The sequence below is a fragment of the Synechococcus sp. ATX 2A4 genome (genome assembly GCF_024346375.1).
Classification (GTDB): domain Bacteria; phylum Cyanobacteriota; class Cyanobacteriia; order PCC-6307; family Cyanobiaceae; genus MW101C3.
The window spans coordinates 101,446-124,154 of sequence record NZ_JAGQCV010000008.1; the positions used below are offsets into that span (position 1 = coordinate 101,446).

37 protein-coding genes and 1 tRNA gene are annotated in these 22,709 nt (G+C 65.1%); 36 read left to right on the forward strand and 2 right to left on the reverse strand.

Going from position 1 to position 22,709, the window contains the following annotated elements; translation table 11 throughout:
- Window positions 1-122: 122 nt before the first annotated feature.
- From rplC to prfA, 30 genes are all read left to right on the forward strand, one after another.
- Window positions 123-770: a 50S ribosomal protein L3 gene (gene rplC, locus KBY97_RS09360; RefSeq protein ID WP_255146571.1), complete on the forward strand. Its 648-nt coding sequence runs from the start codon at window positions 123-125 to the stop codon at window positions 768-770.
- Between the two features lie 11 nt (window positions 771-781).
- Window positions 782-1,417, forward strand: coding sequence for a 50S ribosomal protein L4 (rplD, locus tag KBY97_RS09365; RefSeq protein ID WP_255146572.1), 636 nt, complete (start codon window positions 782-784; stop codon window positions 1,415-1,417).
- Window positions 1,410-1,712, forward strand: coding sequence for a 50S ribosomal protein L23 (locus KBY97_RS09370; RefSeq protein WP_094514247.1), 303 nt, complete (start codon window positions 1,410-1,412; stop codon window positions 1,710-1,712). Before rplD ends, KBY97_RS09370 begins: the two co-directional genes overlap by 8 nt.
- A gap of 15 nt (window positions 1,713-1,727) precedes the next feature.
- Window positions 1,728-2,591, forward strand: coding sequence for a 50S ribosomal protein L2 (rplB, locus tag KBY97_RS09375; protein WP_255146573.1), 864 nt, complete (start codon window positions 1,728-1,730; stop codon window positions 2,589-2,591).
- A gap of 35 nt (window positions 2,592-2,626) precedes the next feature.
- A complete protein-coding gene (rpsS, locus tag KBY97_RS09380; RefSeq protein ID WP_006173352.1) occupies window positions 2,627-2,902 on the forward strand; it encodes a 30S ribosomal protein S19 in 276 nt (91 codons plus the stop codon).
- 13 nt (window positions 2,903-2,915) lie between these two features.
- A complete protein-coding gene (rplV, locus tag KBY97_RS09385) occupies window positions 2,916-3,275 on the forward strand; it encodes a 50S ribosomal protein L22 (protein ID WP_094514255.1) in 360 nt (119 codons plus the stop codon).
- 19 nt (window positions 3,276-3,294) lie between these two features.
- The gene (gene rpsC, locus KBY97_RS09390; RefSeq protein ID WP_094514258.1) at window positions 3,295-4,023 is read left to right on the forward strand and encodes a 30S ribosomal protein S3; all 729 of its coding nucleotides are present in this window, start codon (window positions 3,295-3,297) and stop codon (window positions 4,021-4,023) included.
- Window positions 4,024-4,039: 16 nt separating this feature from the next.
- Window positions 4,040-4,501, forward strand: coding sequence for a 50S ribosomal protein L16 (rplP, locus tag KBY97_RS09395; protein ID WP_255146574.1), 462 nt, complete (start codon window positions 4,040-4,042; stop codon window positions 4,499-4,501).
- A gap of 2 nt (window positions 4,502-4,503) precedes the next feature.
- On the forward strand, window positions 4,504-4,719 hold the full coding sequence (gene rpmC, locus KBY97_RS09400) for a 50S ribosomal protein L29 (protein WP_255146575.1): 216 nt from the start codon (window positions 4,504-4,506) through the stop codon (window positions 4,717-4,719).
- A 14-nt stretch (window positions 4,720-4,733) separates the two neighbouring features.
- A complete protein-coding gene (gene rpsQ, locus KBY97_RS09405; protein ID WP_094514265.1) occupies window positions 4,734-4,985 on the forward strand; it encodes a 30S ribosomal protein S17 in 252 nt (83 codons plus the stop codon).
- Between the two features lie 12 nt (window positions 4,986-4,997).
- On the forward strand, window positions 4,998-5,363 hold the full coding sequence (rplN, locus tag KBY97_RS09410) for a 50S ribosomal protein L14 (RefSeq protein ID WP_094514267.1): 366 nt from the start codon (window positions 4,998-5,000) through the stop codon (window positions 5,361-5,363).
- A gap of 1 nt (window position 5,364) precedes the next feature.
- Window positions 5,365-5,721 (forward strand): 50S ribosomal protein L24, encoded by a 357-nt coding sequence (rplX, locus tag KBY97_RS09415; RefSeq protein ID WP_255146576.1) that lies wholly within the window; start codon window positions 5,365-5,367, stop codon window positions 5,719-5,721.
- Window positions 5,722-5,836: 115 nt separating this feature from the next.
- Entirely contained in the window at window positions 5,837-6,376 is a 540-nt protein-coding gene (gene rplE / locus KBY97_RS09420; RefSeq protein ID WP_255146577.1) for a 50S ribosomal protein L5, read from the forward strand.
- 20 nt (window positions 6,377-6,396) lie between these two features.
- Window positions 6,397-6,798 (forward strand): 30S ribosomal protein S8, encoded by a 402-nt coding sequence (gene rpsH / locus KBY97_RS09425; RefSeq protein WP_255146578.1) that lies wholly within the window; start codon window positions 6,397-6,399, stop codon window positions 6,796-6,798.
- A gap of 15 nt (window positions 6,799-6,813) precedes the next feature.
- Window positions 6,814-7,353 (forward strand): 50S ribosomal protein L6, encoded by a 540-nt coding sequence (gene rplF / locus KBY97_RS09430; protein WP_255146579.1) that lies wholly within the window; start codon window positions 6,814-6,816, stop codon window positions 7,351-7,353.
- 32 nt (window positions 7,354-7,385) lie between these two features.
- On the forward strand, window positions 7,386-7,751 hold the full coding sequence (gene rplR, locus KBY97_RS09435) for a 50S ribosomal protein L18 (RefSeq protein WP_255146580.1): 366 nt from the start codon (window positions 7,386-7,388) through the stop codon (window positions 7,749-7,751).
- A gap of 13 nt (window positions 7,752-7,764) precedes the next feature.
- Entirely contained in the window at window positions 7,765-8,409 is a 645-nt protein-coding gene (gene rpsE, locus KBY97_RS09440; protein WP_255146581.1) for a 30S ribosomal protein S5, read from the forward strand.
- 6 nt (window positions 8,410-8,415) lie between these two features.
- On the forward strand, window positions 8,416-8,865 hold the full coding sequence (rplO, locus tag KBY97_RS09445; RefSeq protein ID WP_255146582.1) for a 50S ribosomal protein L15: 450 nt from the start codon (window positions 8,416-8,418) through the stop codon (window positions 8,863-8,865).
- 152 nt (window positions 8,866-9,017) lie between these two features.
- Window positions 9,018-10,337, forward strand: coding sequence for a preprotein translocase subunit SecY (gene secY / locus KBY97_RS09450; RefSeq protein WP_255146583.1), 1,320 nt, complete (start codon window positions 9,018-9,020; stop codon window positions 10,335-10,337).
- An 82-nt stretch (window positions 10,338-10,419) separates the two neighbouring features.
- Window positions 10,420-10,968, forward strand: a complete 549-nt coding sequence (locus KBY97_RS09455; RefSeq protein ID WP_255146585.1) for an adenylate kinase — start codon at window positions 10,420-10,422, stop codon at window positions 10,966-10,968.
- A 46-nt stretch (window positions 10,969-11,014) separates the two neighbouring features.
- On the forward strand, window positions 11,015-11,128 hold the full coding sequence (gene rpmJ, locus KBY97_RS09460; protein WP_006173336.1) for a 50S ribosomal protein L36: 114 nt from the start codon (window positions 11,015-11,017) through the stop codon (window positions 11,126-11,128).
- Window positions 11,129-11,225: 97 nt separating this feature from the next.
- Window positions 11,226-11,591 carry a 30S ribosomal protein S13 gene (gene rpsM, locus KBY97_RS09465; protein ID WP_255146586.1) on the forward strand — a complete coding sequence of 122 codons (366 nt, stop codon included), beginning with the start codon at window positions 11,226-11,228 and terminating at the stop codon, window positions 11,589-11,591.
- 63 nt (window positions 11,592-11,654) lie between these two features.
- Window positions 11,655-12,047 carry a 30S ribosomal protein S11 gene (gene rpsK, locus KBY97_RS09470; RefSeq protein ID WP_255110681.1) on the forward strand — a complete coding sequence of 131 codons (393 nt, stop codon included), beginning with the start codon at window positions 11,655-11,657 and terminating at the stop codon, window positions 12,045-12,047.
- A gap of 50 nt (window positions 12,048-12,097) precedes the next feature.
- On the forward strand, window positions 12,098-13,036 hold the full coding sequence (locus tag KBY97_RS09475; RefSeq protein ID WP_255146587.1) for a DNA-directed RNA polymerase subunit alpha: 939 nt from the start codon (window positions 12,098-12,100) through the stop codon (window positions 13,034-13,036).
- Between the two features lie 50 nt (window positions 13,037-13,086).
- Window positions 13,087-13,437 carry a 50S ribosomal protein L17 gene (gene rplQ / locus KBY97_RS09480; protein WP_255146589.1) on the forward strand — a complete coding sequence of 117 codons (351 nt, stop codon included), beginning with the start codon at window positions 13,087-13,089 and terminating at the stop codon, window positions 13,435-13,437.
- Window positions 13,434-14,285: a tRNA pseudouridine(38-40) synthase TruA gene (truA, locus tag KBY97_RS09485; RefSeq protein WP_255146638.1), complete on the forward strand. Its 852-nt coding sequence runs from the start codon at window positions 13,434-13,436 to the stop codon at window positions 14,283-14,285. Before rplQ ends, truA begins: the two co-directional genes overlap by 4 nt.
- 191 nt (window positions 14,286-14,476) lie before the next feature.
- Window positions 14,477-14,929: a 50S ribosomal protein L13 gene (gene rplM / locus KBY97_RS09490; protein WP_255146590.1), complete on the forward strand. Its 453-nt coding sequence runs from the start codon at window positions 14,477-14,479 to the stop codon at window positions 14,927-14,929.
- Window positions 14,926-15,333 carry a 30S ribosomal protein S9 gene (gene rpsI, locus KBY97_RS09495; protein ID WP_255146591.1) on the forward strand — a complete coding sequence of 136 codons (408 nt, stop codon included), beginning with the start codon at window positions 14,926-14,928 and terminating at the stop codon, window positions 15,331-15,333. Before rplM ends, rpsI begins: the two co-directional genes overlap by 4 nt.
- An 8-nt stretch (window positions 15,334-15,341) precedes the next feature.
- Window positions 15,342-15,620, forward strand: a complete 279-nt coding sequence (gene rpmE / locus KBY97_RS09500) for a 50S ribosomal protein L31 (RefSeq protein WP_255146592.1) — start codon at window positions 15,342-15,344, stop codon at window positions 15,618-15,620.
- Window positions 15,621-15,723: 103 nt separating this feature from the next.
- Complete coding sequence (prfA, locus tag KBY97_RS09505) at window positions 15,724-16,821, forward strand: peptide chain release factor 1 (RefSeq protein ID WP_255146594.1); 1,098 nt, start codon at window positions 15,724-15,726, stop codon at window positions 16,819-16,821.
- Window positions 16,822-16,905: 84 nt separating this feature from the next.
- Here prfA and KBY97_RS09510 read toward each other — a convergent pair whose 3' ends face one another.
- Window positions 16,906-17,403, reverse strand: a complete 498-nt coding sequence (locus KBY97_RS09510) for an HNH endonuclease (protein ID WP_255146596.1) — start codon at window positions 17,401-17,403, stop codon at window positions 16,906-16,908.
- A gap of 149 nt (window positions 17,404-17,552) precedes the next feature.
- On the opposite strand from KBY97_RS09510, the gene alr reads away from it, so the two are divergent.
- Window positions 17,553-18,767, forward strand: a complete 1,215-nt coding sequence (gene alr / locus KBY97_RS09515; protein WP_255146598.1) for an alanine racemase — start codon at window positions 17,553-17,555, stop codon at window positions 18,765-18,767.
- Between the two features lie 18 nt (window positions 18,768-18,785).
- Window positions 18,786-18,874, forward strand: a tRNA-Ser gene (locus tag KBY97_RS09520).
- Window positions 18,875-18,939: 65 nt separating this feature from the next.
- On the opposite strand, the gene KBY97_RS09525 is transcribed toward KBY97_RS09520, so the two are convergent.
- Window positions 18,940-19,941 carry a serine hydrolase gene (locus KBY97_RS09525; RefSeq protein WP_255146599.1) on the reverse strand — a complete coding sequence of 334 codons (1,002 nt, stop codon included), beginning with the start codon at window positions 19,939-19,941 and terminating at the stop codon, window positions 18,940-18,942.
- A 17-nt stretch (window positions 19,942-19,958) separates the two neighbouring features.
- On the opposite strand from KBY97_RS09525, the gene KBY97_RS09530 reads away from it, so the two are divergent.
- The 4 genes from KBY97_RS09530 (at window position 19,959) to KBY97_RS09545 (ending at window position 22,516) form a co-directional block, all read left to right on the forward strand.
- Entirely contained in the window at window positions 19,959-20,696 is a 738-nt protein-coding gene (locus tag KBY97_RS09530) for a C40 family peptidase (RefSeq protein WP_255146640.1), read from the forward strand.
- 30 nt (window positions 20,697-20,726) lie between these two features.
- Window positions 20,727-21,725 carry a glycosyltransferase family 2 protein gene (locus KBY97_RS09535; protein WP_255146600.1) on the forward strand — a complete coding sequence of 333 codons (999 nt, stop codon included), beginning with the start codon at window positions 20,727-20,729 and terminating at the stop codon, window positions 21,723-21,725.
- Window positions 21,726-21,835: 110 nt separating this feature from the next.
- Window positions 21,836-21,952 carry a photosystem I reaction center subunit VIII gene (locus KBY97_RS09540; protein ID WP_094514330.1) on the forward strand — a complete coding sequence of 39 codons (117 nt, stop codon included), beginning with the start codon at window positions 21,836-21,838 and terminating at the stop codon, window positions 21,950-21,952.
- 72 nt (window positions 21,953-22,024) lie between these two features.
- Window positions 22,025-22,516 carry a photosystem I reaction center subunit XI gene (locus tag KBY97_RS09545; RefSeq protein WP_255146602.1) on the forward strand — a complete coding sequence of 164 codons (492 nt, stop codon included), beginning with the start codon at window positions 22,025-22,027 and terminating at the stop codon, window positions 22,514-22,516.
- Window positions 22,517-22,709: the final 193 nt, after the last annotated feature.

Consider the following 22,709-nt stretch of genomic DNA (forward strand, 5'->3'; position numbering starts at 1 on the left):
CCGTCAGGTCATGGCCGGAAGCTCCGTTTCAACGGGATCCAGCGCGTTCATCGATTCAGCCTCCAGGCGGCCTGTCATCTCCGGATGGCTTCGGTCGTGGTCCTGCTGGCGTTTTCCCCCCCATGTCCATCGGCATCCTTGGCAAGAAACTGGGCATGTCCCAGTTCTTCGCCCCCGACGGCAAGTCCATCCCGGTCACCGTGATCGAGGCGGGCCCTTGCCGCATCACCCAACTCAAAACCCCTGCCACCGACGGTTACACCGCGGCTCAGATCGGTTTTGGCGACATTCGCGAGAAGCTCGTCAACCGTCCGGCCGCAGGTCACCTGGCCAAGTCGGGCAGTGAGCCCCTGAGGCACCTCACCGAATACCGGCTCGATTCTGTCGAAGGTCTCGAACTCGGTGCCACGGTCACGGTTGAAGGCTTCGAGCCTGGCCAGAAAGTCGATGTCAGCGGTGACACGATCGGCCGCGGCTTCAGTGGCTACCAGAAGCGCCACGGCTTCAGCCGCGGTCCGATGACGCACGGTTCCAAGAACCACCGCGAACCCGGATCCACCGGCGCCGGCACCACCCCCGGTCGGGTCTACCCCGGCAAACGGATGGCCGGCCGCTACGGCGGCAAGCAGATCACAACCAAGGGTCTCATCATTCTCAAGGTGGATGTCGAGCGCAACCTGCTGGTGGTGAAGGGTTCGGTGCCCGGAAAGCCCGGCGCCCTGCTCAACATCCGACCCGCTCGGCGGGTCGGTGACAAGGTCGCGAACTGAGGATGTCAGCCATGGTCAACTGTGTCGTTCGTGATTGGCAAGGCAAGGAAGCCGGCAAGGCCAGCCTTGACCTGAGGGTCGCCAAGGAAGCCTCGGCAGGCGGTCTGCTGCAGCGCGCGGTGGTGCGCCAGCTTGCCCACGCCCGCCAAGGCACGGCTTGCAGCCTCACCCGCGCCGAGGTGCGCGGAGGTGGCCGCAAGCCCTACAAGCAGAAAGGAACGGGCCGCGCCCGCCAAGGCTCAATCCGCACCCCGCTCCGCCCCGGCGGCGGCGTGGTGTTCGGGCCTAAGCCCCGCACCTACAGCCTGGCGATGAACCGCAAGGAACGTCGTCTGGCGCTGCGCACCGCCCTGATCAGCAGGGCCACCGACATGGTGGTGGTGCAGGGTTTCGGCGCCGCGCTTGAGCAGCCCAAAACCCGCGAAATCGTCGCTGCCCTGCAGCGCTGGGACATCCCCGCCGGCACCAAGGTGCTGCTGGTGCTCGATGCCCCCACCGATGTGGTCCGCCTGTCGGTCCGCAACCTCGAAAACGTGAAACTGATCGCCGCCGATCAGCTGAACGTCTTCGACTTGCTCAACGCCAGGAAGCTGGTGCTCAGCGAAGAAGCACTCGCCAAGATCCAGGAGGTCTACGGAGATGACTGAACGTTTCGCCAACCGGCTGGCGGATGTGATCCGGCGCCCGCTGATCACCGAGAAAGCCACCCGGGCTCTCGAACTCAACCAGTACACCTTTGAGGTAGACCCCAGGGCTGCCAAGCCCGACATCAAGGCCGCTGTCGAGCATCTCTTTGATGTTCGTGTCATCGGTGTGAGCACCATGAATCCACCTCGCCGTGCCCGGCGGGTCGGACGTTTCGCCGGCAAGCGCGCCCAGGTGAAAAAGGCGGTGGTGCGGCTCGCCGCAGGCAATGCCATCCAGCTGTTCCCCGAGGCCTGAGGGCTCTGAATCGTTATGGCAATCCGCAACTACCGTCCCTACACCCCCGGCACCCGTACTCGGGTCGCTAGTGACTTCAGCGAAGTCACCGAGCGCAAGCCCGAACGCAGCCTGGTGGTGGCCAAGCACCGCCGCAAAGGTCGCAACAACCGGGGCGTGATCACCTGCCGCCACCGTGGCGGTGGCCACAAGCGCCTGTATCGCATGGTGGATTTCCGCCGCGACAAACACGGCGTGGTGGCCCGCGTGGCCGCCATCCACTACGACCCGCACCGCAACGCGCGGCTGGCACTGCTGTTCTACACCGATGGTGAGAAGCGCTACATCCTTGCCCCCGCAGGCATCGAAGTCGGTCAAACCGTGGTCTCCGGCCCCGGCGCACCGATCGAAACCGGCAACGCCCTGCCGCTCTCGTCGATTCCACTGGGTTCTGCCGTCCACAACGTCGAGCTCTATGCAGGACGTGGCGGCCAGATGGTTCGTACCGCCGGTGCCAGCGCCCAGGTGATGGCGAAGGAAGGCGATTACGTCGCTCTCAAACTGCCGTCCACCGAGGTGCGTCTGGTCCGTCGGGAGTGCTACGCCACCCTCGGAGAGGTCGGCAACGCTGAAGTTCGCAACACGAGCCTCGGCAAAGCCGGCCGCAAACGCTGGCTGGGCCGCCGCCCCCAGGTGCGCGGCAGTGTGATGAACCCTTGCGACCACCCCCACGGTGGTGGTGAGGGCCGCGCACCGATCGGTCGCTCCGGCCCGGTCACCCCCTGGGGCAAACCGGCCCTGGGCCTCAAAACCCGGAAGCGGAACAAACCCAGCAATCGGTTTGTCCTGCGGAAACGTCGCCGCATCTCCAAACGGAGCCGTGGCGGACGGGATTCCTGATGGTCAACACTGTTTTGCTGTCTGCTTAAACCGCCATGGGACGTTCACTCAAAAAAGGACCATTCGTCGCCGACCACCTGCTGCGCAAGGTCGAAGCGCAGAACAGCGCTGGCGACAAAACCGTGATCAAAACCTGGTCGCGGGCTTCCACCATCCTGCCGATGATGATCGGCCACACCATTGCCGTTCACAACGGCAAGAGCCACGTGCCGGTGTATGTCACCGAGCAGATGGTGGGCCACAAGCTGGGGGAATTCGCCCCCACCCGCACCTTCCGGGGTCACATCAAAGACAAAAAAGGTGCCCGTTAAGGAGCGACACACCATGGCCAACCCTTCCCCCAGCTCAGAAGCCCGCGCCCACGGCCGCTACATCCGCGGATCCGTTTCCAAGGTGCGTCGGGTGCTCGACCAGATCCGCGGTCGCTCCTACCGCGAAGCGCTGATCCTGCTCGAGTTCATGCCCTACCGCTCCACCGGACCGATCACCAAGGTGCTCCGTTCGGCGGTCGCCAATGCGGAACACAACCTTGGTCTTGATCCCGCTTCATTGGTGATCAGCACCGCCATCGCTGACATGGGTCCATCCCTGAAGCGATTCCGTCCCCGCGCCCAGGGGCGGGCCTACGCGATCAAGAAACAAACCTGCCACATCAGCATTGCTGTGGCTTCCACTTCCGCCTGACCCCCGAGGACACCGCCCGATGGGACACAAGATCCATCCAACCGGATTGCGCCTGGGGATCACCCAGGACCACCGATCCCGCTGGTATGCACCCAGCAAGACCTATCCGATTCTTCTTCAGGAAGACGATCGGATTCGCCGCTTCATCCACAAGAAATACGCCAGCGCCGGCATCTCCGACGTGTTGATCGCCCGCAAGGCCGATCAGCTCGAAGTGGAGCTGAAAACAGCGCGCCCCGGCGTGCTGGTCGGCCGCCAAGGCAGCGGCATCGAGGAACTTCGTGCCGGCATCCAGACCACCCTCGGCGACCGCCAGCGCCAAGTGCGCATCAATGTCGTGGAGGTGGAGCGGGTCGACGCTGACGCCTATCTGCTGGCCGAATACATCGCCCAGCAGCTGGAAAAGCGGGTCGCCTTCCGCCGCGTGATGCGGATGACGGTGCAACGCGCCCAGCGGGCCGGTGTGCTCGGGCTGAAGATCCAGGTGAGCGGTCGTCTTAATGGCGCCGAAATCGCCCGCACGGAATGGACCCGCGAAGGCCGCGTTCCGCTGCACACACTGCGTGCCGACATCGATTACGCCACCAAGGTGGCCACCACCACCTACGGGGTGCTGGGCATCAAGGTGTGGGTGTTCAAAGGAGAGGTGCTTCCTGGGCAGAAGGAGCAACTGCCCGCTGGTGGAGCACCCAGGCGTCGGAGCAGCCGGCGGCCCCAACAGTTCGAAGACCGCTCGAACGAGGAGTGATCAGGAGGCCTGAACCATGCTGAGTCCAAAACGCGTCAAATTCCGCAAACAACAGCGAGGCCGCATGCGCGGCGTCGCCACCCGGGGCAACACGATTGCCTTCGGTGAGTTTGCCCTCCAGGCACAGGAATGTGGCTGGATCACTTCTCGCCAGATCGAAGCCAGCCGTCGGGCGATGACCCGCCATGTCAAACGGGGAGGAAAGGTCTGGATCCGGATCTTCCCCGACAAGCCGGTCACCATGCGCCCAGCTGAAACCCGCATGGGTTCCGGTAAAGGCAACCCGGAATTCTGGGTGGCGGTGATCAAACCCGGCCGGATTCTCTTTGAGATGGGCGGGCCGGAAATCACCCCGGCCATCGCCAAGGAGGCCATGCGCCTGGCGCAGTACAAGCTGCCGGTCAAGACGAAGTTTCTCGCCTTGGCTGACCAGGAGCAGGACGCTTCCCCCGAACCCTCTCTCGCCCTGGAGTCCTGAACATGGCACGTCCTGCCATTACCGAGGTGCGAACCCTCACCGATGCCGAATTGGTCGAACAGATCGGCGGTTGCCGCCGTGAACTGTTCAACCTCCGCTTCCAGCGGGCCACCCGCCGGCTGGAGCAACCGCACCTGTTCAAGCAGAGCCGCACCAAGCTGGCTCAGCTGTTGACGGTGCAGCAGGAGCGGCAACGCTCCGCTCCCTCCGCCTCCTGATCCCCCTCTACCCCATGGCACTCAAGGAAAGGGTCGGCACCGTCGTCAGCGACAAGATGGAAAAAACGGTGGTGGTTGCGGTGGAGAACCGCTTCCCCCATCCCATCTATCAAAAGACTGTCAGCCGCACCACCCGCTACAAGGCCCACGACGAAGACAACCGTTGTCGGGTCGGTGATCGCGTCCGCATCACCGAAACCCGTCCCCTCAGCCGCACCAAGCGCTGGGCGGTGGCGGAAGTTCTCACCCCATCTGGCGCAAGCTGAGGAGGTCACACCATGATTCAGCAGGAAACCTTCCTCAATGTCGCTGACAACAGCGGCGCCAAGCGCATCCAGTGCATCCGTGTGCTGGGCACCAATCGCCGCTACGCCCACGTCGGTGACGTGATCGTCGCCGCTGTCAAAGACGCCATGCCCAACATGGGGGTGAAGAAGTCGGATGTGGTCAAGGCTGTTGTGGTCCGCACCCGCGCCACACTGCGCCGCGATACGGGCAACTCGATTCGCTTCGACGACAACGCGGCCGTGATCCTCGGCAACGACAACAACCCGAAGGGCACGCGTGTGTTCGGTCCGGTCGCCCGTGAACTGCGCGAGCGCAACTTCACCAAGATCGTGTCACTCGCCCCGGAGGTGATCTGAAATGGCCGCCGCAACACCCCAGCCACGGCCCACCAAGCGCATCAAGATGCGCATCCGCAAAGGTGACACCGTCAAGGTGATCGCTGGCAAGGACAAGGGAAAAACCGGTGAAGTCCTGCGCACCCTTCCTTACGAGAACCGTGTGGTGGTGCAGGGAATCAACCTGCGCACCCGTCACATGAAGCCCACCCAGGAAGGTGAAACCGGCCGGATCGTCACGGAAGAAGCCTCCGTGCATGCTTCCAACGTGATGGTGTTCTCCACCAGCCAGAACGTCCCCAGCCGGGTGGCCATCGCCATCCAAGCCGACGGCACCAAGAAGCGACGCCTCACCAAGACCGGCGAACTGCTCGATTGAGCTCTCCCTCGGTTCCATGGTCTGTGCCATGGAGTCACCTCCCCCGCCCGACCCTGCACTCCCCGTTCCTGTCCGCCTTCTGACAACGCCCAGAAGCGAATTCCCCCACTCCGTCATGTCACTCAAACAGCGCTACCGGGAGACGATCCAGCCCAAGCTGCTCAAGGATCTCAGCCTCTCCAACATCCATGAGGTTCCCAAGGTGATGAAAGTCACCGTGAACCGAGGTCTCGGTGAGGCCGCCCAGAACCCCAAGGCCCTTGAGGCTTCCATCGCCGAGCTGGCCACGATCACCGGTCAGAAGGTGGTGGTGACCCGCGCCAAGAAGGCCATCGCCAGCTTCAAGATCCGCCAGGGCATGCCGATCGGCGTGGCCGTCACCCTTCGTGGTGAACGGATGTACGCCTTCCTCGAGCGCCTGATCCATCTGGCCTTGCCCCGCATCCGCGATTTCCGCGGTGTGAGCCCCAAGAGTTTCGATGGACGGGGGAATTACACCCTTGGGGTCCGGGAGCAGATCATCTTCCCGGAAATCTCCTACGACAAGATCGATGCCATCAGGGGCATGGACATCACCATCGTGACCAGTGCCCGTAACGACGAAGAGGGCCGGGCCCTCCTCCGCGAGATGGGAATGCCGTTCCGCAGCAACTGAGCCCTCTTCGGACCCCCAACATGGCCAACCACGACCCAATTTCAGACATGCTCACCCGCATTCGTAATGCGAGTGAGAAAAAGCACCAGACCACCAAGGTGCCTGCCTCCCGCCTGTCCCACAGCATCGCCAAGGTGCTGCAGCAGGAAGGGTTCATTGCCCAGATCAGCGAAGAAGGTGAAGGGGTGCAAAGGCATCTCGTTCTTGAGCTGAAATACAGCGGCAAGCATCGTCAGCCCACCATCCGCTCCGTCAAACGCGTCAGCAAGCCGGGTCTGCGGATCTACAAGAACACCCGTCAACTCCCCAAGGTGCTGGGTGGCCTTGGCGTCGCGATCATTTCCACCTCTCGGGGTGTGATGAGCGACCGTGACGCCCGCAAGCAGGGTGTCGGCGGTGAAGTCCTCTGCTACATCTACTGAAAAGGGAGTTGATTCATGTCTCGTATTGGTAAAGCACCGATCCCCATCCCCGACAAGGTGACTGTGAGCCTCGATGGCCTCTCGGTTCATGTCAAGGGACCCAAGGGCGAACTGAACCGCACCCTTCCCGAAGGTGTTCAGATCCACCAGGAAGACAACACCCTGGTAGTGGCCCCTTCCACAGCCACCCGCCGCTCGCGGGAGCGTCACGGACTCTGCCGTACGCTGGTGGCCAACATGGTCGAAGGGGTGAGTAAAGGCTTCACCCGCAAGCTCGAAATCGTGGGCGTGGGCTATCGGGCCCAGGTTCAAGGTAGAAAGCTCGTGGTGAGTGCCGGTTACAGCCACCCGGTCGAAGTGGTGCCCCCCGAAGGCATCGTCTTCACCGTGGAGAGCAACACCCAGGTGCTGGTCTCCGGTTTCGACAAGGAACTGGTCGGCAACGAAGCGGCCAAGGTCCGCGCCATCCGTCCTCCTGAGCCCTACAAGGGCAAAGGCATCAAATACGAGGGCGAGCGCATTCTGCGCAAGGCCGGCAAAACCGGTAAGAAATGAGGCCTGCCTGAGCGTCCCACCCCTCCACTGCCATGTCCACCGTCTCCCGCAAAGCACAGACCCAGAAGCGTCACCGCCGTCTGCGTCGTCATCTCACCGGATCCGCCGCCCGTCCACGGCTTGCGGTGTTCCGCTCCAACAACCACATCTACGCCCAGATCATCGACGACGACGCTCAGAGCACGCTCTGCACAGCTTCGACGCTCGAAAAAGATCTGCGCACCAGCCTGACCGCCAGCTCCACCTGCGACGCCTCCGTGGCCGTGGGTCAACTGGTGGCCCAACGTGCCCTCGCCAAGGGCATCCAGCAGGTGGTGTTCGATCGCGGCGGCAACCTGTATCACGGCCGTGTCAAGGCCCTTGCCGACGCCGCCCGTGAAGCGGGCCTTCAGTTCTGAACCGGATCCAACCATGACCGAAATCAACGAAACGATCCAGTCCAGCGACGTGCCAGCGGCGGCTGAAGGCCAGCCCGAACAGCGGCGCGGTGGCGGTGGCGGCAAAGGCGGCGGCGATCGCCGCGGCGGCGGCGGCGGCCGTCGCGGTGAAGGGCGGCGCGGCGGTCAGGAGCGCGACTCCGAATGGCAGGAGCGTGTGGTCCAGATCCGCCGGGTCTCCAAAACTGTTAAAGGCGGCAAAAAGATGAGCTTCCGCGCCATCATCGTGGTCGGCAACGAACGTGGCCAGGTGGGTGTGGGCGTCGGCAAGGCCGGCGATGTGATCGGTGCGGTCCGCAAGGGCGTTGCCGATGGCAAGAAGCACCTCGTCAAGGTGCCGCTCACCCGCACCAGCTCAATCCCCACCGAGAGCCGTGGCGTTGATGGTGCTGCCAGCGTGCTGATGCGCCCGGCGGCTCCGGGCACCGGCGTGATCGCTGGCGGCTCCATCCGCACTGTTCTGGAGCTCGCGGGCATCAAGAACGTGCTGGCGAAGCGCCTGGGCAGCAAGACGCCCCTCAACAATGCCCGCGCCGCCATCGAGGCCCTGCAGGCGCTCCGCACCCACAAGGAAACCGCCAAGGAACGGGGCATCTCCCTCGAGCAGATCTACTCCTGAGCCCCCATGACCCACACTCTCCAAACACTCAAGCCCCAGCCCGGCTCCCGGCGCCGCAAGCTCCGTAAAGGCCGCGGCATCGCCGCCGGTCAAGGTGCCAGCTGCGGCTTCGGCATGCGCGGCCAGAAGTCCCGCTCCGGCAGCCCCACCCGCCCCGGTTTCGAAGGCGGCCAGATGCCGCTCTATCGCCGCATCCCCAAGCTCAAGCACTTCCCACTGGTGAACCCCAAATCGTTCACCGTGCTGAACGTCGCCAAGCTGGCGGGCCTCACGGCTGGCAGCACCGTCAACATCGATTCTTTGGTGAAAGAAGGGCTGGTCACCAGTCCCAAGCATCCCCTGAAGATCCTTGGCGACGGCGATCTCAGCGTGAAGCTCACCGTTCAAGCTGCGGCCTTCACGGCCTCCGCCCGTGAAAAGATCGAAGCCGCCGGTGGCACCTGCGAACTCAGCTGACCTCACCGCTCCCCACCAGCGTCGCTGGTGGGGTTGCCTAGTCTCAAGGCCGTCTGCCACCGTCCAGCGGAACGGCAGGCGGCTTTCGTGTCGCTCCACAGCGCACCACCGCAGCACGCCATCACAGCATCACCACCGCCTGAGAACACACCATGCTCCTTAGCCGGGGGCGCAACCCCAGCGCCGGCGAAATCCTCACCCAGCTGATCCAGTCCAAGGGTCTCCGTGACCGGGTGCTCACCACGCTTGGCTTGCTGTTGTTGGTGCGCCTGGGGATCTACATCCCCGTTCCCGGCATCGATCGGGTGGCCTTCCAGCAGTTCATCCAGCAGGGCGGGCAGCTGATCGGCTTCCTCGACATCTTCACGGGCGGGGGCATCTCCACCCTTGGCGTGTTCGCACTTGGCATCCTGCCCTTCATCAACGCCTCGATCATTCTTCAGCTGCTGACGGCGGCAGTCCCCCAGCTGGAGGATCTCCAGAAAAACGAAGGGGAAGCCGGCCGGCGCAAGATCGCTCAGATCACCCGCTATGTGGCGCTGGGTTGGGGGATCCTGCAGAGCACAGTCTTTGCCCTGATCCTGCGGCAATACGCCATCCCGGGGGTGTCCGCTCCTGTGTTCGTCATCCAGACGGCCCTGGCCCTGGTGGCGGGGTCGATGGTGGTGATGTGGATCAGCGAGGTGATCACTGAGCGAGGGATCGGCCAGGGAGCCTCGTTGGTGATCTTCGTGAACATTGTGGCCACTCTGCCGCGTGCCCTCGGCTCGACTGTGGAGTTGGCCCAAAGCGGCGACCGCGCCACTGTGGGGGGCATCGTGGTGCTGGTGCTGATCTTCCTGGTCACGATCGTGGGCATCATTTTCGTGCAGGAAGGCAGCCGTCGCATCCCGATCGTCAGCGCCAAACGCCAGGTGGGGCAAAACACACCCCTTTCGGCGCGTCAGAGCTATCTGCCCTTGAAGCTCAACGCCGGCGGCGTGATGCCGATCATCTTTGCTTCGGCGGTGGTGTTCCTGCCCCTCACCATCGCCAACCTCACCCGCGCCCCCTGGCTGATCCAAGTGGCCGGCTACCTGAGCCCCAACAGCAGCACCCCCTGGCTTTACGCCTTGTTGTTCTTTGCGCTGATCATCGGGTTTTCCCTCTTCTACGCCACCCTCACGATCAATCCGGTTGACATCGCCACCAACCTCAAGCGCAGCGGTGTGGCTGTGCCGGGTGTCCGTCCTGGCTCAGCCACCGCCATCTATCTCAGTGGCGTGCAGAACCGTCTCACGATTCTCGGTGGCCTGTTCCTCGGTGCCGTGGCGATCATCCCCTCGGCAGTTGAAGGCGCCACGCAGGTGCGTACCTTCCAGGGTCTGGGGGCCACCTCTCTGCTCATCCTGGTGGGCGTGGCGATCGACACCGCCAAGCAGGTCCAGACCTACGTGATCTCCCAGCGTTACGAAGGCATGGTGCGCCAGTGACGCGCCATCCCCGGGCCTGCGCGGCTCAGACCACCCCCGCACCGTCTCCCATTCCCAGATTTCCGCTCATCCGCCTCCTTCCATGAACCAGCGCATCCTTTTTCTCGGGCCTCCAGGAGCCGGCAAAGGCACCCAGGCCGAGCGTCTTGCTGCCAGCCGCAACCTCCTGCACCTTTCCACCGGGGAGCTCCTGCGCGCCGAAGTGGCCGCCGGCAGTGCGCTAGGCGATGAAGCCGAAGCCGTGATGGCCCGTGGCGAACTGGTCAGCGACAGCCTGGTTCTGGCGATCGTCCGTGCCCGTCTGGCGTGCTGCAGCGGAGGCTGGCTGCTCGATGGCTTCCCCCGCAACCTGGCCCAGGCCAAGGCGCTCCAGCAACTGCTCGAGGAGATCGGCCAACCGATCGAGCTGGTGGTGCTGCTGGCGCTCGATGACGAAACGCTCGTGCAGCGCCTGTTGTCGCGTGGCCGTGCCGACGACAACGAAGTGGTGATCCGCAACCGCCTCATTGTCTACCGCGACCAGACAGAGCCCCTCATCGCGTTTTACAGCGCCCAGGGGCTGCTCACCTCCGTGGCGGCCAGCGGCACCGTCGAGGCGATCGCCGAGCGCATCTCGGCTGTGGTGGGTTGATCGCTGTGGTACGTTGTCTGTTTGGAAATTTGGAGCACCGCTGCTCATGAAGGTGCGTGCCTCGGTCAAGAAAATGTGCGACAAGTGCCGGGTGATCCGCCGCCATGGCCGGGTCATGGTGATCTGCACCAATCCCAAGCACAAACAGCGCCAGGGCTGACCTGTCGCTTTCCCCTCTCATTCATCTGCGCCCTCAGGGGCGCAACGCCCAGCCCTTCGTGGCTGGGCTCCCCTCTGCCCAACTGAATCGTTTCTTCGTGGCTCGGATTGCCGGTGTCGATATCCCTCGTGACAAGAGGGTTGAGATTTCTCTCACTTACGTCTATGGCATCGGCTTGACCCGTGCCCAGAAGATCCTGGCCAAGGCCGGTGTCAGCCCGGACATCCGGGTGAAAGACCTTGAAGACGCAGACGTGCAGAAACTGCGCGCCGCAGCTGAATCCTTCACGCTCGAAGGCGACCTGCGCCGTCAGGAAGGCATGGCGCTGAAGCGTCTCCAAGACATCGGCTGCGTACGTGGCCGCCGCCATCGCATGGGCCTGCCAGTCCGTGGGCAGCGCACCCGCACCAACGCCCGCACCCGCCGCGGAGCGCGCAAAACCGTGGCCGGCAAGAAGAAGTAATCCTCTCGCCCAGCGCCTACCCGGCGTCAGCTCTTACCAGTCCCCTACCCCAGGCCCCTGTCCATGGCGAAGCCAGCCAAAAAAACCGGCGCAAAGAAAACCAAGCGCAATGTGCCCAACGGCGTGGCACACATCCAGAGCACCTTCAACAACACCATCGTGTCGATCACCGACACCGCTGGCGAGGTGATCTCCTGGTCGTCAGCAGGGGCCAGCGGCTTCAAGGGTGCCCGCAAAGGTACCCCCTTTGCCGCCCAAACGGCCGCCGAAGCAGCCGGCCGTCGTGCCCTCGATCAGGGAATGCGGCAAATCGAAGTGCTGGTGCGTGGTCCCGGCTCCGGCCGTGAAACCGCCATCCGGGCGCTGCAGGTGGCTGGCCTCGAGATCACCCTGATCCGTGATGTCACCCCGCTTCCCCACAACGGCTGCCGGCGCTCCAAGCGCCGCCGGGTCTGAGTCGCTCCAGTTCCAAGCCCTCGGGCGTTCCTCTTCACCACCTTCAGGCCGTGCATCAGTATCAGATCGATCGCGTCGAGCATCAGATCGGCGAAGACCGCTCCCAAACGGGCGTCTTTGTGATCGGGCCCCTCGATCGCGGCCAGGCCATCACCCTGGGCAACGCTCTGCGTCGGGTGCTCATGGGAGGGATGGAAGGCAGTGCGATCACGGCAGTGCGCATCGCCGGCGTGAACCATGAATACGCCACGGTGCCGGGCGTTCGCGAAGACGTTCTAGACATCCTCCTGAACTGCAAGGAAGTGGTGGTCAGCAGCCGTAGCCGCGATCTTGAGATCGGTCGGCTCGTCGCCACCGGCCCTGCCACCGTCACCGCCGGTGACCTGCAGTTCTCCTCGCAGGTTCAGATCATCGACCTCGAGCGGCCGATCGCCACCGTCGCCGAAGGCCACAGCCTCGAACTTGAAGTGCACGTGGAGCGTGGCGTCGGCTATCGCCCGGTCGACCGTCACAACGAAGACACCAGCGCCATCGACCTCCTCCAGATCGATGCCGTGTTCATGCCCGTGCGACGTGTGAACTACACCGTCGATGAAACCGCTGTGGGCGAAGGCGGCTCGGCGCGGGAGCGGCTGCGGCTCGAGATTCACACCAGCGGCGCGATCACCCCCGACGACGCCATGGCCCAGGCCGCCAATCAGCTGATTGCCCTGTTCCAGCCGCTGGCGAGTCTCACCATCGACGAGGAGCCCGGCGTGGAGCCCGAGCCCTCCGCCGAAAGTCAGATCCCCCTGGAAGAGCTCAACCTTTCCGTGAGGGCTTACAACTGCCTGAAGCGGGCCCAGGTGAACTCGGTTTCCGATCTCATGGGCTTCAGCTACGAAGATCTCCTCGAAATCAAGAACTTCGGTTCCAAGTCTGCCGATGAGGTGATTGAAGCCCTTGAGCGCATCGGCATCTCCCTGCCCCAGAGCCGCACGACGGCCTAGAGCTCCGCTTCATCCGATCCCTCCCCTTCGACGTTCACCACCCCGGAACCATGCGACACCAATGCCGAGTCCCCCTGCTTGGTCGCCCCGCTGACCAACGCAAAGCGCTGCTGCGCGGACTCACCACCCAGTTGATCCGTGAAGGACGCGTCACCACCACGAAGGCCCGCGCAAAGGCCCTGCGTGACGAGACCGAGCGCATGATCACCCTGGCGAAGGCGGGCACCCTGGCCGCCCGCCGTCGGGCCATGGGCTACATCTTCGACAAGCAGCTCGTTCACTCGCTTTTCGACAAGGCCCAGGAACGCTACGGCGACCGCCAGGGCGGCTACACCCGCATCATCCGCACGGTGCCCCGTCGGGGCGACAACGCTGAAATGGCCATCATCGAGCTGGTCTGACATACCCGCACCGCATCGCCCTCTGTCTCCAGTACGAGGGCTCGCACTACCACGGCTGGCAACGACAGCCCCACCAGTCGAGCGTTCAGGCCACCCTCGAGCAGGCCATCGGCGCTCTGGAGCCCACGCCGTCGCCACTCACATTCGCAGCAGGCCGCACCGACGCTGGCGTCCATGCCTCAGGTCAGGTGGTGCATTTCGACGCCACGGGGCCGATTCCCGCTGACCGTTGGCCCGCAGCACTGAACGGCCGCCTGCCCCCCAGCATTCGGGTGCTGGCCGCCTCAGAACGGCCACTGAACTGGCATGCGTGCTTTTCAGCCACCTACCGGCGCTACCGCTACACCGTCTACAACGGGCGCTCCCCCAATCTCTTTCTGGCGCCGTTCAGCTGGCATCGCTACAGCCAACGGCTTGATGAGAACCGCATGCTCGCTGCGCTGGTAGGGATGCTGGGCACCCATGACTTCGCCGCCTTCCAGCGGGCGGGCAGCAGTCGCCGCCATGCCCGCACCACCATTCAGGAGGTGAGCCTTGACCGCGACGGTGACGTTGTGACGGTGGAAATCCAGGCCAGTGGCTTCCTCTACGGCATGGTGCGCCTGGTGCTGGGCCAGCTTGTGGCCCTCGGCGAAAACCGGTTCAGCCTCGAACAGTTTGAGCGCCGCTGGCGCACCGGCGCTCGCGCTGAAGTGAAAGAAGCGGCCCCACCTCAGGGGCTCTGCCTGCTGCGGGTAGGGTACCCAGAGCCGGTTTTCCCAAAGGGCGCGTGGTATGATTGCCAACCGCGATTCAGGTTGAGAAGCCAGGATCCGCCGGAGTTTTCGCCTCTTTCGCCCAACACCTGAACCGAGCCCAGCTGGCCTTTGATGGCCACCTCCAAGGGTTTTCCCCGGGGGCTGGAGAAGGCGACGGTCTAGGCTCCGGATCAGCGATGGGCTCAACGTTCCCTCCATGTGGAGCGAACAGGGCCACCTCCTTCCTGTCCAACCCCCATTCAGCGGGATGGCGCAATCCCTCCGTCCGGCCTGCCGGTGCAATGAACAAGACTTCCGTCCCCTCTCCTGATTCCCTCGATCGCCAGTGGTATCTGGTCGATGCAGAGAATCAAACGCTCGGCCGTCTGGCCAGCGAGGTGGCCAGCGTGCTGCGTGGCAAGAACAGCCCGTCCTTCACCCCTCATCTTGATACCGGCGATTTCGTCGTGATCGTCAACGCCGACAAGGTGCGTGTTAGCGGCAACAAGGCTGAGCAGAAGATCTACCGGCGCCATTCCGGCCGCCCTGGTGGGATGAAAACCGAAACCTTTGCCGCCCTGCAGGCCCGCCTGCCCGAGCGCATCGTCGAGAAGGCGATCAAGGGCATGCTCCCCCACAACGCCCTCGGCCGGCAGATGTTCCGCAAGCTGAAGGTCTACAAGGGTGCCGAGCATCCGCATACCGCTCAGCAGCCCAAGCCCCTGGCCCTCGATCCTTCCGCCTCCACCCGATGAGCACCTCCACCAATCGCGTCGTCTACTGGGGCACGGGCCGCCGCAAGACAGCTGTGGCCCGTGTGCGCGTGGTCCCCGGCACCGGCACCATCACGATCAACGGCCGCCCCGGCGACAACTATCTCAACTACAACCCCAGCTACCTGGCTGCGGTCAGAGCGCCTCTCGACACACTCGGGCTATCGACTGACTACGACCTGTTGGTCAACGTCAAAGGCGGCGGTCTCACCGGCCAGGCCGATGCGATCAAGCAGGGTGCTGCCCGCGCGCTGTGTGATCTCTCCCCTGATAACCGCAAACCCCTCAAAACCGAAGGGCACCTGAGCCGCGATCCCCGGGCCAAGGAGCGTCGCAAGTACGGCCTCAAGAAAGCCCGCAAGGCTCCCCAGTTCTCCAAGCGCTGATCCACGTCATGCCCAAGAGCGACATCCATCCCACCTGGTATCCCGATGCCAAGGTGATCTGCAACGGAGAGGTGGTGATGACCACCGGCTCCACCCACCCCGAGCTCAACGTCGACGTGTGGAGCGGCAACCACCCCTTCTACACAGGCACTCAGAAGATTCTCGACACCGAAGGTCGCGTCGATCGCTTCATGCGCAAATACGGCATGGCCAGCACCGACAGCACCAAGACAGCCTCGGCACCGGCGGCCGAGGAGACAGGCGAAACCGCTGCCGCGGACGCCTAAGCCACTGGTGGCTTGGCGTTACTGCCTGGCACCCTGCTGATTTCATCCCCACGGCCGGATGCTTCAGGGCATCCGGCTTTTTGCTGAGCGCGTCACCGCTGCCATGGACCCTGCCTTCCTCGCCGAACGTCTGGAAGCCGTCCGTCTGACCTTCAGCACGCTGGAGCGGCAGCTCGCCGATCCGGCGGTGGCCGCCGATCCCTCCCAGCTGCAGCACCTGGCCCGCGAGCGGGCGCGGCTCGAACCGCTGGTGGTCGATTATGCGCGCTGGGAAGAGCTGCGGCAGGAATGGACCCAGACCCGCCAACTGCTGAAAGAGAGCCGCGGCGACACTGAACTGGAGTTGATGGCCCAGGAAGAGCTGGCGAGCCTGACTGCCCGGATCGGCGCCATCGAAGAACGCCTCACCCTCGCCTTACTGCCGAGCGATCCCCGCGATGAGCGCAGCGTGATGCTGGAGATCCGCGCCGGTGCCGGCGGCGACGAAGCCTCTCTCTGGGCCGGAGACCTGGCCCGCATGTACGCACGCCACGCCCAGGCGATCGGCTGGGACGTGCGGCCCGTCAGTGCGTCTGAAGCCGATCTTGGTGGCTACAAGGAGGTGATCCTCTCGATTCGTGGCGATGGGGTCTACAGCCAGCTGAAATACGAAGCCGGCGTGCATCGGGTGCAGCGGGTTCCCGCCACCGAGTCGCAGGGGCGGGTGCACACCTCCACCGCCACCGTGGCCGTCATGCCCGAGGCGGATCCGGTGGAAGTGCAGCTCGACCCTGGCGACCTGGAGATCAGCACGGCGCGCTCGGGCGGCGCCGGCGGACAGAACGTCAACAAGGTGGAGACCGCCGTCGATTTGCTGCACAAACCCACCGGCATCCGCGTGTTCTGCACCCAGGAGCGCTCCCAGCTTCAGAACAAGGAGCGGGCCCTGGCGATCCTGCGGGCGAAGCTGCTGGAGCGGGAACTGGCGGCTGCGGCCGCAGCCGAGAGTTCGCAGCGGCGCGCCCAGGTTGGCAGCGGCGACCGCAGCGAGAAGATCCGCACCTACAACGTGAAAGACAACCGGCTGACCGATCACCGGCTGGGCCGCAACTTCACGCTCGAGGCGGTGCTGCAAGGCCAGCTCGATGAGGTGATCGCCGCTTGCATCGCCGCCGATCAACGCCAGCAACTGGAGCAGCTGGCGGCCGAAGCCGGGGCGTAAAGGGGTGATTCGGGATGGGCCAATCAGCTGAGCGCCCATCAGCTGAACATCCGTCAGCAGGCCGCCCGAGGGCTGACGCCTGCTTCATGCCCCGATCACATACTTGGCCCACTCGCGGCGGCCGGAGCGGATCTGGCGGGTGGCCTCAAAGTAGAGGGTGCTCACGGGCCGCCGCGGCACCCGTGCGAGCGGCATGGAGGCCTCGCGAGGGGTGCGGTTTCCCTTGCGGACATTGCAACGCAGACAGGCTGTGGTCACGTTTTCCCAGCTATCGCCACCGCCCCGGCTACGGGGGATCACATGATCGATCGACAGCTGATCGCCCTGATAGCCGCAGTACTGACAGGAATGGCCATCACGCTGAAACACATTGCGGCGGGTCAAGGGCAGCTCCTTGAAAGGCACCCGCACGAACTGGCGCAGCCGAATCACAGACGGCAGCAACAGATCCTCCCGCAGGATGCGGGTGCTGTCGTGCTCAAGTCCTTCCGCCTTGCCCTTCAGGACCATCACCGTGGCGCGCCGCCACGTGGTGATGTTCAACGGCTCGTAGGAGGCGTTCAGTACGAGAACCTGGCTCACGGCGCTCTGCCAAGGGGAGGCATGCCACACCTCCTGCGTGGCGGCATGCTAATGGGAGTTGCCGGTCCTGCCTCAGATCCGGCCTACGTTCGCCCTACGCGGCTCCCTGCCACGCCCACGCCCACGCCCACGCCCACGCCCACGCCGGGATGATCCCCTCTACCGCAGCTCCTTCCTTCCCCTCCGCCACCGACGCCCCTCTCGCCTGCGGTCTGCATCCCACGCAGCGGGCCTGGGTGGAGGTGGATGCGGCGGCGATCCGGCGCAACGCCAGCCGGTTGCAGCGCTTTCTCCGCCCCGGCTGCACGTTGATGGCCGTGGTGAAAGCCGATGGCTACGGGCATGGCGCCCTGCCTGTGGCGCAGGCGGCGCTGGCCGGTGGTGCCGGCTCGCTCGGGGTGGCCACCCTGCAGGAAGGCGTGGACCTGCGGCAGCGAGGGATCGAAGCACCGATCCTGGTGATGGGCAATCTGGTGGGCGCCGAAGAGTTGCACAGCTGCCTGCACTGGCAGCTGATGCCCACGATCAGCGCGCTGGAGGAGGCCAGCTTGAGCCACCGCCTGGCGGCAGGCACCGGTCGCCGCATGGCGGTGCATCTCAAACTCGACACCGGCATGGCCCGGCTGGGAGTCGACTGGCGTGCGGGGGCCCAGCTGCTCGCATCGCTACATGCCCTCGACCACCTGGAGGTGGCTGGGGTCTATTCCCATCTCGCCGATGCCGATGCTGCTGACACTGGCAGCTCCGATCTGACCCGCCAGCAGCAGGAGCGGTTCGAGTGCGTGCTCCGCCAGGCCGCCGACCGCGGGCTGGCCACCGGCCAGCGTCACCTGGCCAACTCCGCCGGCAGTCTGCATGGGCCTTCCCTTCACTACGACCTGGTGCGGGTCGGCCTGGCCCTCTACGGCCATGCGCCGGCTCCCCATCTGGCGGGTCAGGTGCCGCTGGAGCCTGCCATGGGTGTCCGTGCCCGGGTCACGCTGCTGCGCGATGTCCCGGCCGGGGTGGGGGTGAGCTATGGCCATCAGTGGCACGCACCCCGGCCCAGCCGCTTGGCGGTGGTGGCGATCGGTTATGCCGACGGCGTGCCGCGCTCCCTCTCCAATCGCATGGAGGTGCTGTTCGCGGGCCGCCGGCTGCCCCAGGTGGGCGCGATCACCATGGACCAGCTGCTGATCGATGCCACCGACGAACCCGCGCTGCGCGTGGGCTCGGTGGTGACACTGCTGGGCAGCGACGGGGACAACCGGATCGGCCCCGAGCACTGGGCCGCCACCTGCGGCACGATCCCCTGGGAGATCCTCTGCGGCTTCAAGCATCGGCTGCCGCGGCTCCGTTCCGAGGACGCCTGTCACGAGCGCTGATAAGCTGATCCAGCCCCTGGAGAGGTGGCTGAGTGGTTGAAAGCGGCTCCCTGCTAAGGAGTTACAGGAGGCAACTTCTGTCGAGGGTTCGAATCCCTCCCTCTCCGTTCCCTGTTTCTGCCGCCGCCGTCGCGCTGCTCCTGGCTCACTGAACTTGGTTCACTGAACTGACTCACTGAAGCGGGAGCCCGCCCGGGCGTTGCTGTTCGCTGGCGGCCCGTTCATCGACAGGCAGCGCCGCTGAATCCAGCGCGCAGGCTTGCAGCAGGCCTGCAGCCAGCTGGGGCAACAGGCGTGCATCCTGCGCCCGCTCGCGCCCCTCACTGAACACCACCAGCAGGAAGGGCCGATGGCCCTTCACCTCCATGTAGGCAGCGTCGTGGCGGGCCTGGCTCATCCAGCCCGCCTTGCTCCAGAGCCGGGCGCCGACCGGCAGCCCTTCGCCGAGGAAGCCATCCACCTGATTCTCCGGATCTGCCGCCCGCAAGGCCGGATCGAGCGGACGCCGCAGCAGGTCGCGCATGCGTGCACTCGCCGGTGGCGAGACGAACGCGCCCGCCATGGCGGCATGGAGCAGGCGGGCGGTGGCATCGGTGCTCAGCCGGTTGCGGTTGGCGTGGTCAGGGCCGTAAAACTGCCGCTCCCGCCCATACGGGCCATCACCCCAGGTCTTCTGACAGAGGTTGCAGGCCTCCATCTCAGGCCAGCCCAAGCGGGCAAACCAGCGGTTCACCAGCTGGCGTTGCGCCATCCAGGCCGCGAGAGCGGCCGGAGGCAGATCCGGTCCGCTGGTGGTGCCCGTCAGCAGATCCAGCACATACCCGGTGGCGTCATTGCTCGACGCACGGATCATGTCGGCGAGAGAGCGCCGCAGCTCCGGCGACTCTTCCAGCAACTGGCGCTGCAGCCAGGCTTCCGCCGCCGCCAGATAAAACAGTTTCACCACGCTGGCGGGATACATGGAACGGCCACCCGCCCAACTCGCTCCCGCCGGCGGGAGCGTCCAGAACGCCGCCGGATCGAGCCCATCCGCCCGGCCGATCAAGGAGGTGTCGTACCGCAACCAGGTGACCGCGAGCTGATCGGCAAGGCCTGGCCTGCCCTGCCCTTCGAGCTCACGGAGCCGCTCCTGCAGGATCGTGCCCATCGCCCCATCCGGGCGGTAGAACGCCATCGATGTCGGCCACAGCAATGGAGAGATTAGGCACTCCCGCAGCGATGGAACTGCTGGTGAACGGCAGCCGCTGGCGCCTGCTGGCCCCGCTGGACGGGTACAGCCGGCCGAGCGGCGCCGGGCTCGCCACCCAGGCCATGGCCGGGCGTTGCCTGGAGGTGCTCCAAGCGGCAACGCCGCCGGGGAGCCGGCTGCGCGTGCGGCTGCTCGAAGACGGATACAGCTGCTGGCTCGAAGCGGGCGAACTGATCGGTAGGGCGGTGGCGGCGGCGCGCCCGTTGCCGCGGCTGCTGACGGCGGGAGCCATTCAGGCCCGGCTGCCAAGCGTGCTGGCGTTTGCGACCAGCGCCGCCGCCCAGCCCAACCACTACCTCTGGGGTGGCACCACCGGCCCCCATTACGACTGCTCCGGATTGATCCAGAGCGCTTTTGCCCAGGCAGGAATCTGGATTCCCCGTGACGCCTACCAACAGGAACGGTTCTGCCAGCCGGTGGCGGTGAGGCCCTCCACCCTGACGCTGCTGCAACCGGGGGACCTGATCTTCTTCGGCCGTCCCCAGCGCTGCACCCACGTGGCTCTCCACCTGGGCTCCGGGCGCTATCTGCACAGCTCCGGACGCGACCACGGCCGCAACGGGCTCGGCATCGATCAGCTGGCCCCCTGGGACAGGCACCCGGTGGCCAGCCACTACCGCCGCGAACTGCGGGGCGCCGGCAGGGTGATTCGCTGCCATGACGGCAGCCCACTCCCGTAAGTTGCAGGCTCACCTCTGTCCGCCAGCCCCATGAGCACGCCCCTACGGCTGGAGCTCTCGGTGGTGATCCCGCTGTACAACGAGGAAGAAAGCCTGCCGCCGCTCGTGGAGCAGGTATTGAGCGCCGTGCGGCCCCTGGGGCGGCCCTTCGAATTGGTGCTCGTCGACGACGGCTCCACCGACCGCACGGCAGAGGTGCTGACCGAACTGGCCGGGCGGGTGCCGGAACTGGTGGCTGTGCTGCTGCGGCGGAACTACGGCCAGACCGCTGCGATGGCGGCGGGTTTCGATTCCAGCACCGGCACCATGATCGTGACCCTCGACGGGGATCTGCAGAACGACCCCGCCGACATCCCGCTGCTGCTGGAGCGGCTGGAGGACGGCTACGACCTGGTGAGCGGCTGGCGGCACCTGCGCAAGGACGCCGCCTTGCAACGGCTGCTGCCATCCTTGATCGCCAATCGGCTGATCGCCCGGGTGACCGGGGTGCGCCTGCATGACTACGGCTGCTCCCTCAAGGCCTACCGCCGCGAGGTGGTGGCCGACATGAATCTCTACGGCGAGCTGCATCGCTTCCTTCCGGCACTGGCCTTCATCGAGGGCGCCCGTATCGCCGAAGTGAAGGTGAACCACCACCCACGGCGCTTCGGCACCAGCAAGTACGGCATCGATCGCACCTTCCGGGTGCTGATGGATCTGCTCACGGTCTGGTTCATGAAGCGGTTCCTCACCCGTCCCATGCACGTGTTCGGCTTCGGTGGGCTGGCCTCCCTGGCGGTGGGCCTGCTGATCAGCCTCTATCTGCTGGGAGAGAAGATTTTCCTCGATGCCGATATCGGCAACCGCCCCCTGCTGCTGGTGGCGGTGCTGGCCATCGTGGCCGGCATCCAGTTGTTCTGCTTCGGGCTACTGGCGGAGCTGCAGATGCGCACTTACCACGAAAGCCAGGGGCGGCCCATCTACCGGGTGCGGCAGACCCTCAAGGGGCCCCGTGGCGCTGAGCTGACAGCCGCGATCGGCCCGGCCTGAGCGCAGGGTTTTCCCGATCGGATTGAACTTTTATGTCGCCCTGTGCAGGGTTCTGAGCCTGGCCGAAAGCGATCCTTACAGTACCGGCGGTTGCTGTATCGGCCCACGCCATGACTGGAGAATTCGTAGCTGCCTGGCTGCCGTCGGTGTTCGTGCCTCTGGTGGGAATCCTCGGTCCTGCCGTTGCCATGGCCCTGCTGTTCAACGTGATCGAAGCCCGCGACTGAACCCGGTGCACGGGTCAACGCCCGCCGGTTCATCGCTCCGCCCGTTCGCCTCCCCTTCGCTCGCTTCATCTCATGACCGTCCACCCCGTCGCTGACCCCACGGTCGGCAACCTGGCCACCCCGATCAACAGCAGCTACTTCACCAAGGCGTTCCTGAACGCGCTGCCCGCCTACCGTCCGGCGTTATCCCCCAACCGTCGCGGTCTGGAAGTGGGCATGGCCCACGGCTTCTTCCTTTACGGCCCCTTCGCACTCACCGGTCCGCTGCGTCTCACCGAGTACGCCAGCACCGCCGGCCTGCTCGCCACGATTGGTCTGGTTTCGATCCTCACGGTGTGCCTGTCGATCTACGGCACCGCCGGCAACGGCCCCAACGTGCAGCCTCCCGACGCCACGATCGACAACCCCCCTGCAGACCTTTTCACCAAGGCCGGCTGGGCTGAGTTCGCCAGCGGCTTCTGGCTGGGTGGATGCGGCGGCGCCGCCTTCGCCTGGTTCCTGGCTGGCACCGCTCTGGTGGCTCCGCTCACCAACCTCGCCGGTGGTGTCTGGAGTGTGAACTGATCCGCTGGCTCCTCAGCGATCCCGTTAAAGCCCCGCCCAGGCGGGGCTTTTTCATGGCCGGAAATAGGCTGGCCTCAGGCCGGCAGCCGCTCTGGGGCTGGAACAGAGGCACCAGCCGCTGGAGAACTGCCGCACCGGCTACGAACCGGGGGCGTTTCTGTAAGGATTGTTGATCGACAGGCTTGAGTTGCGG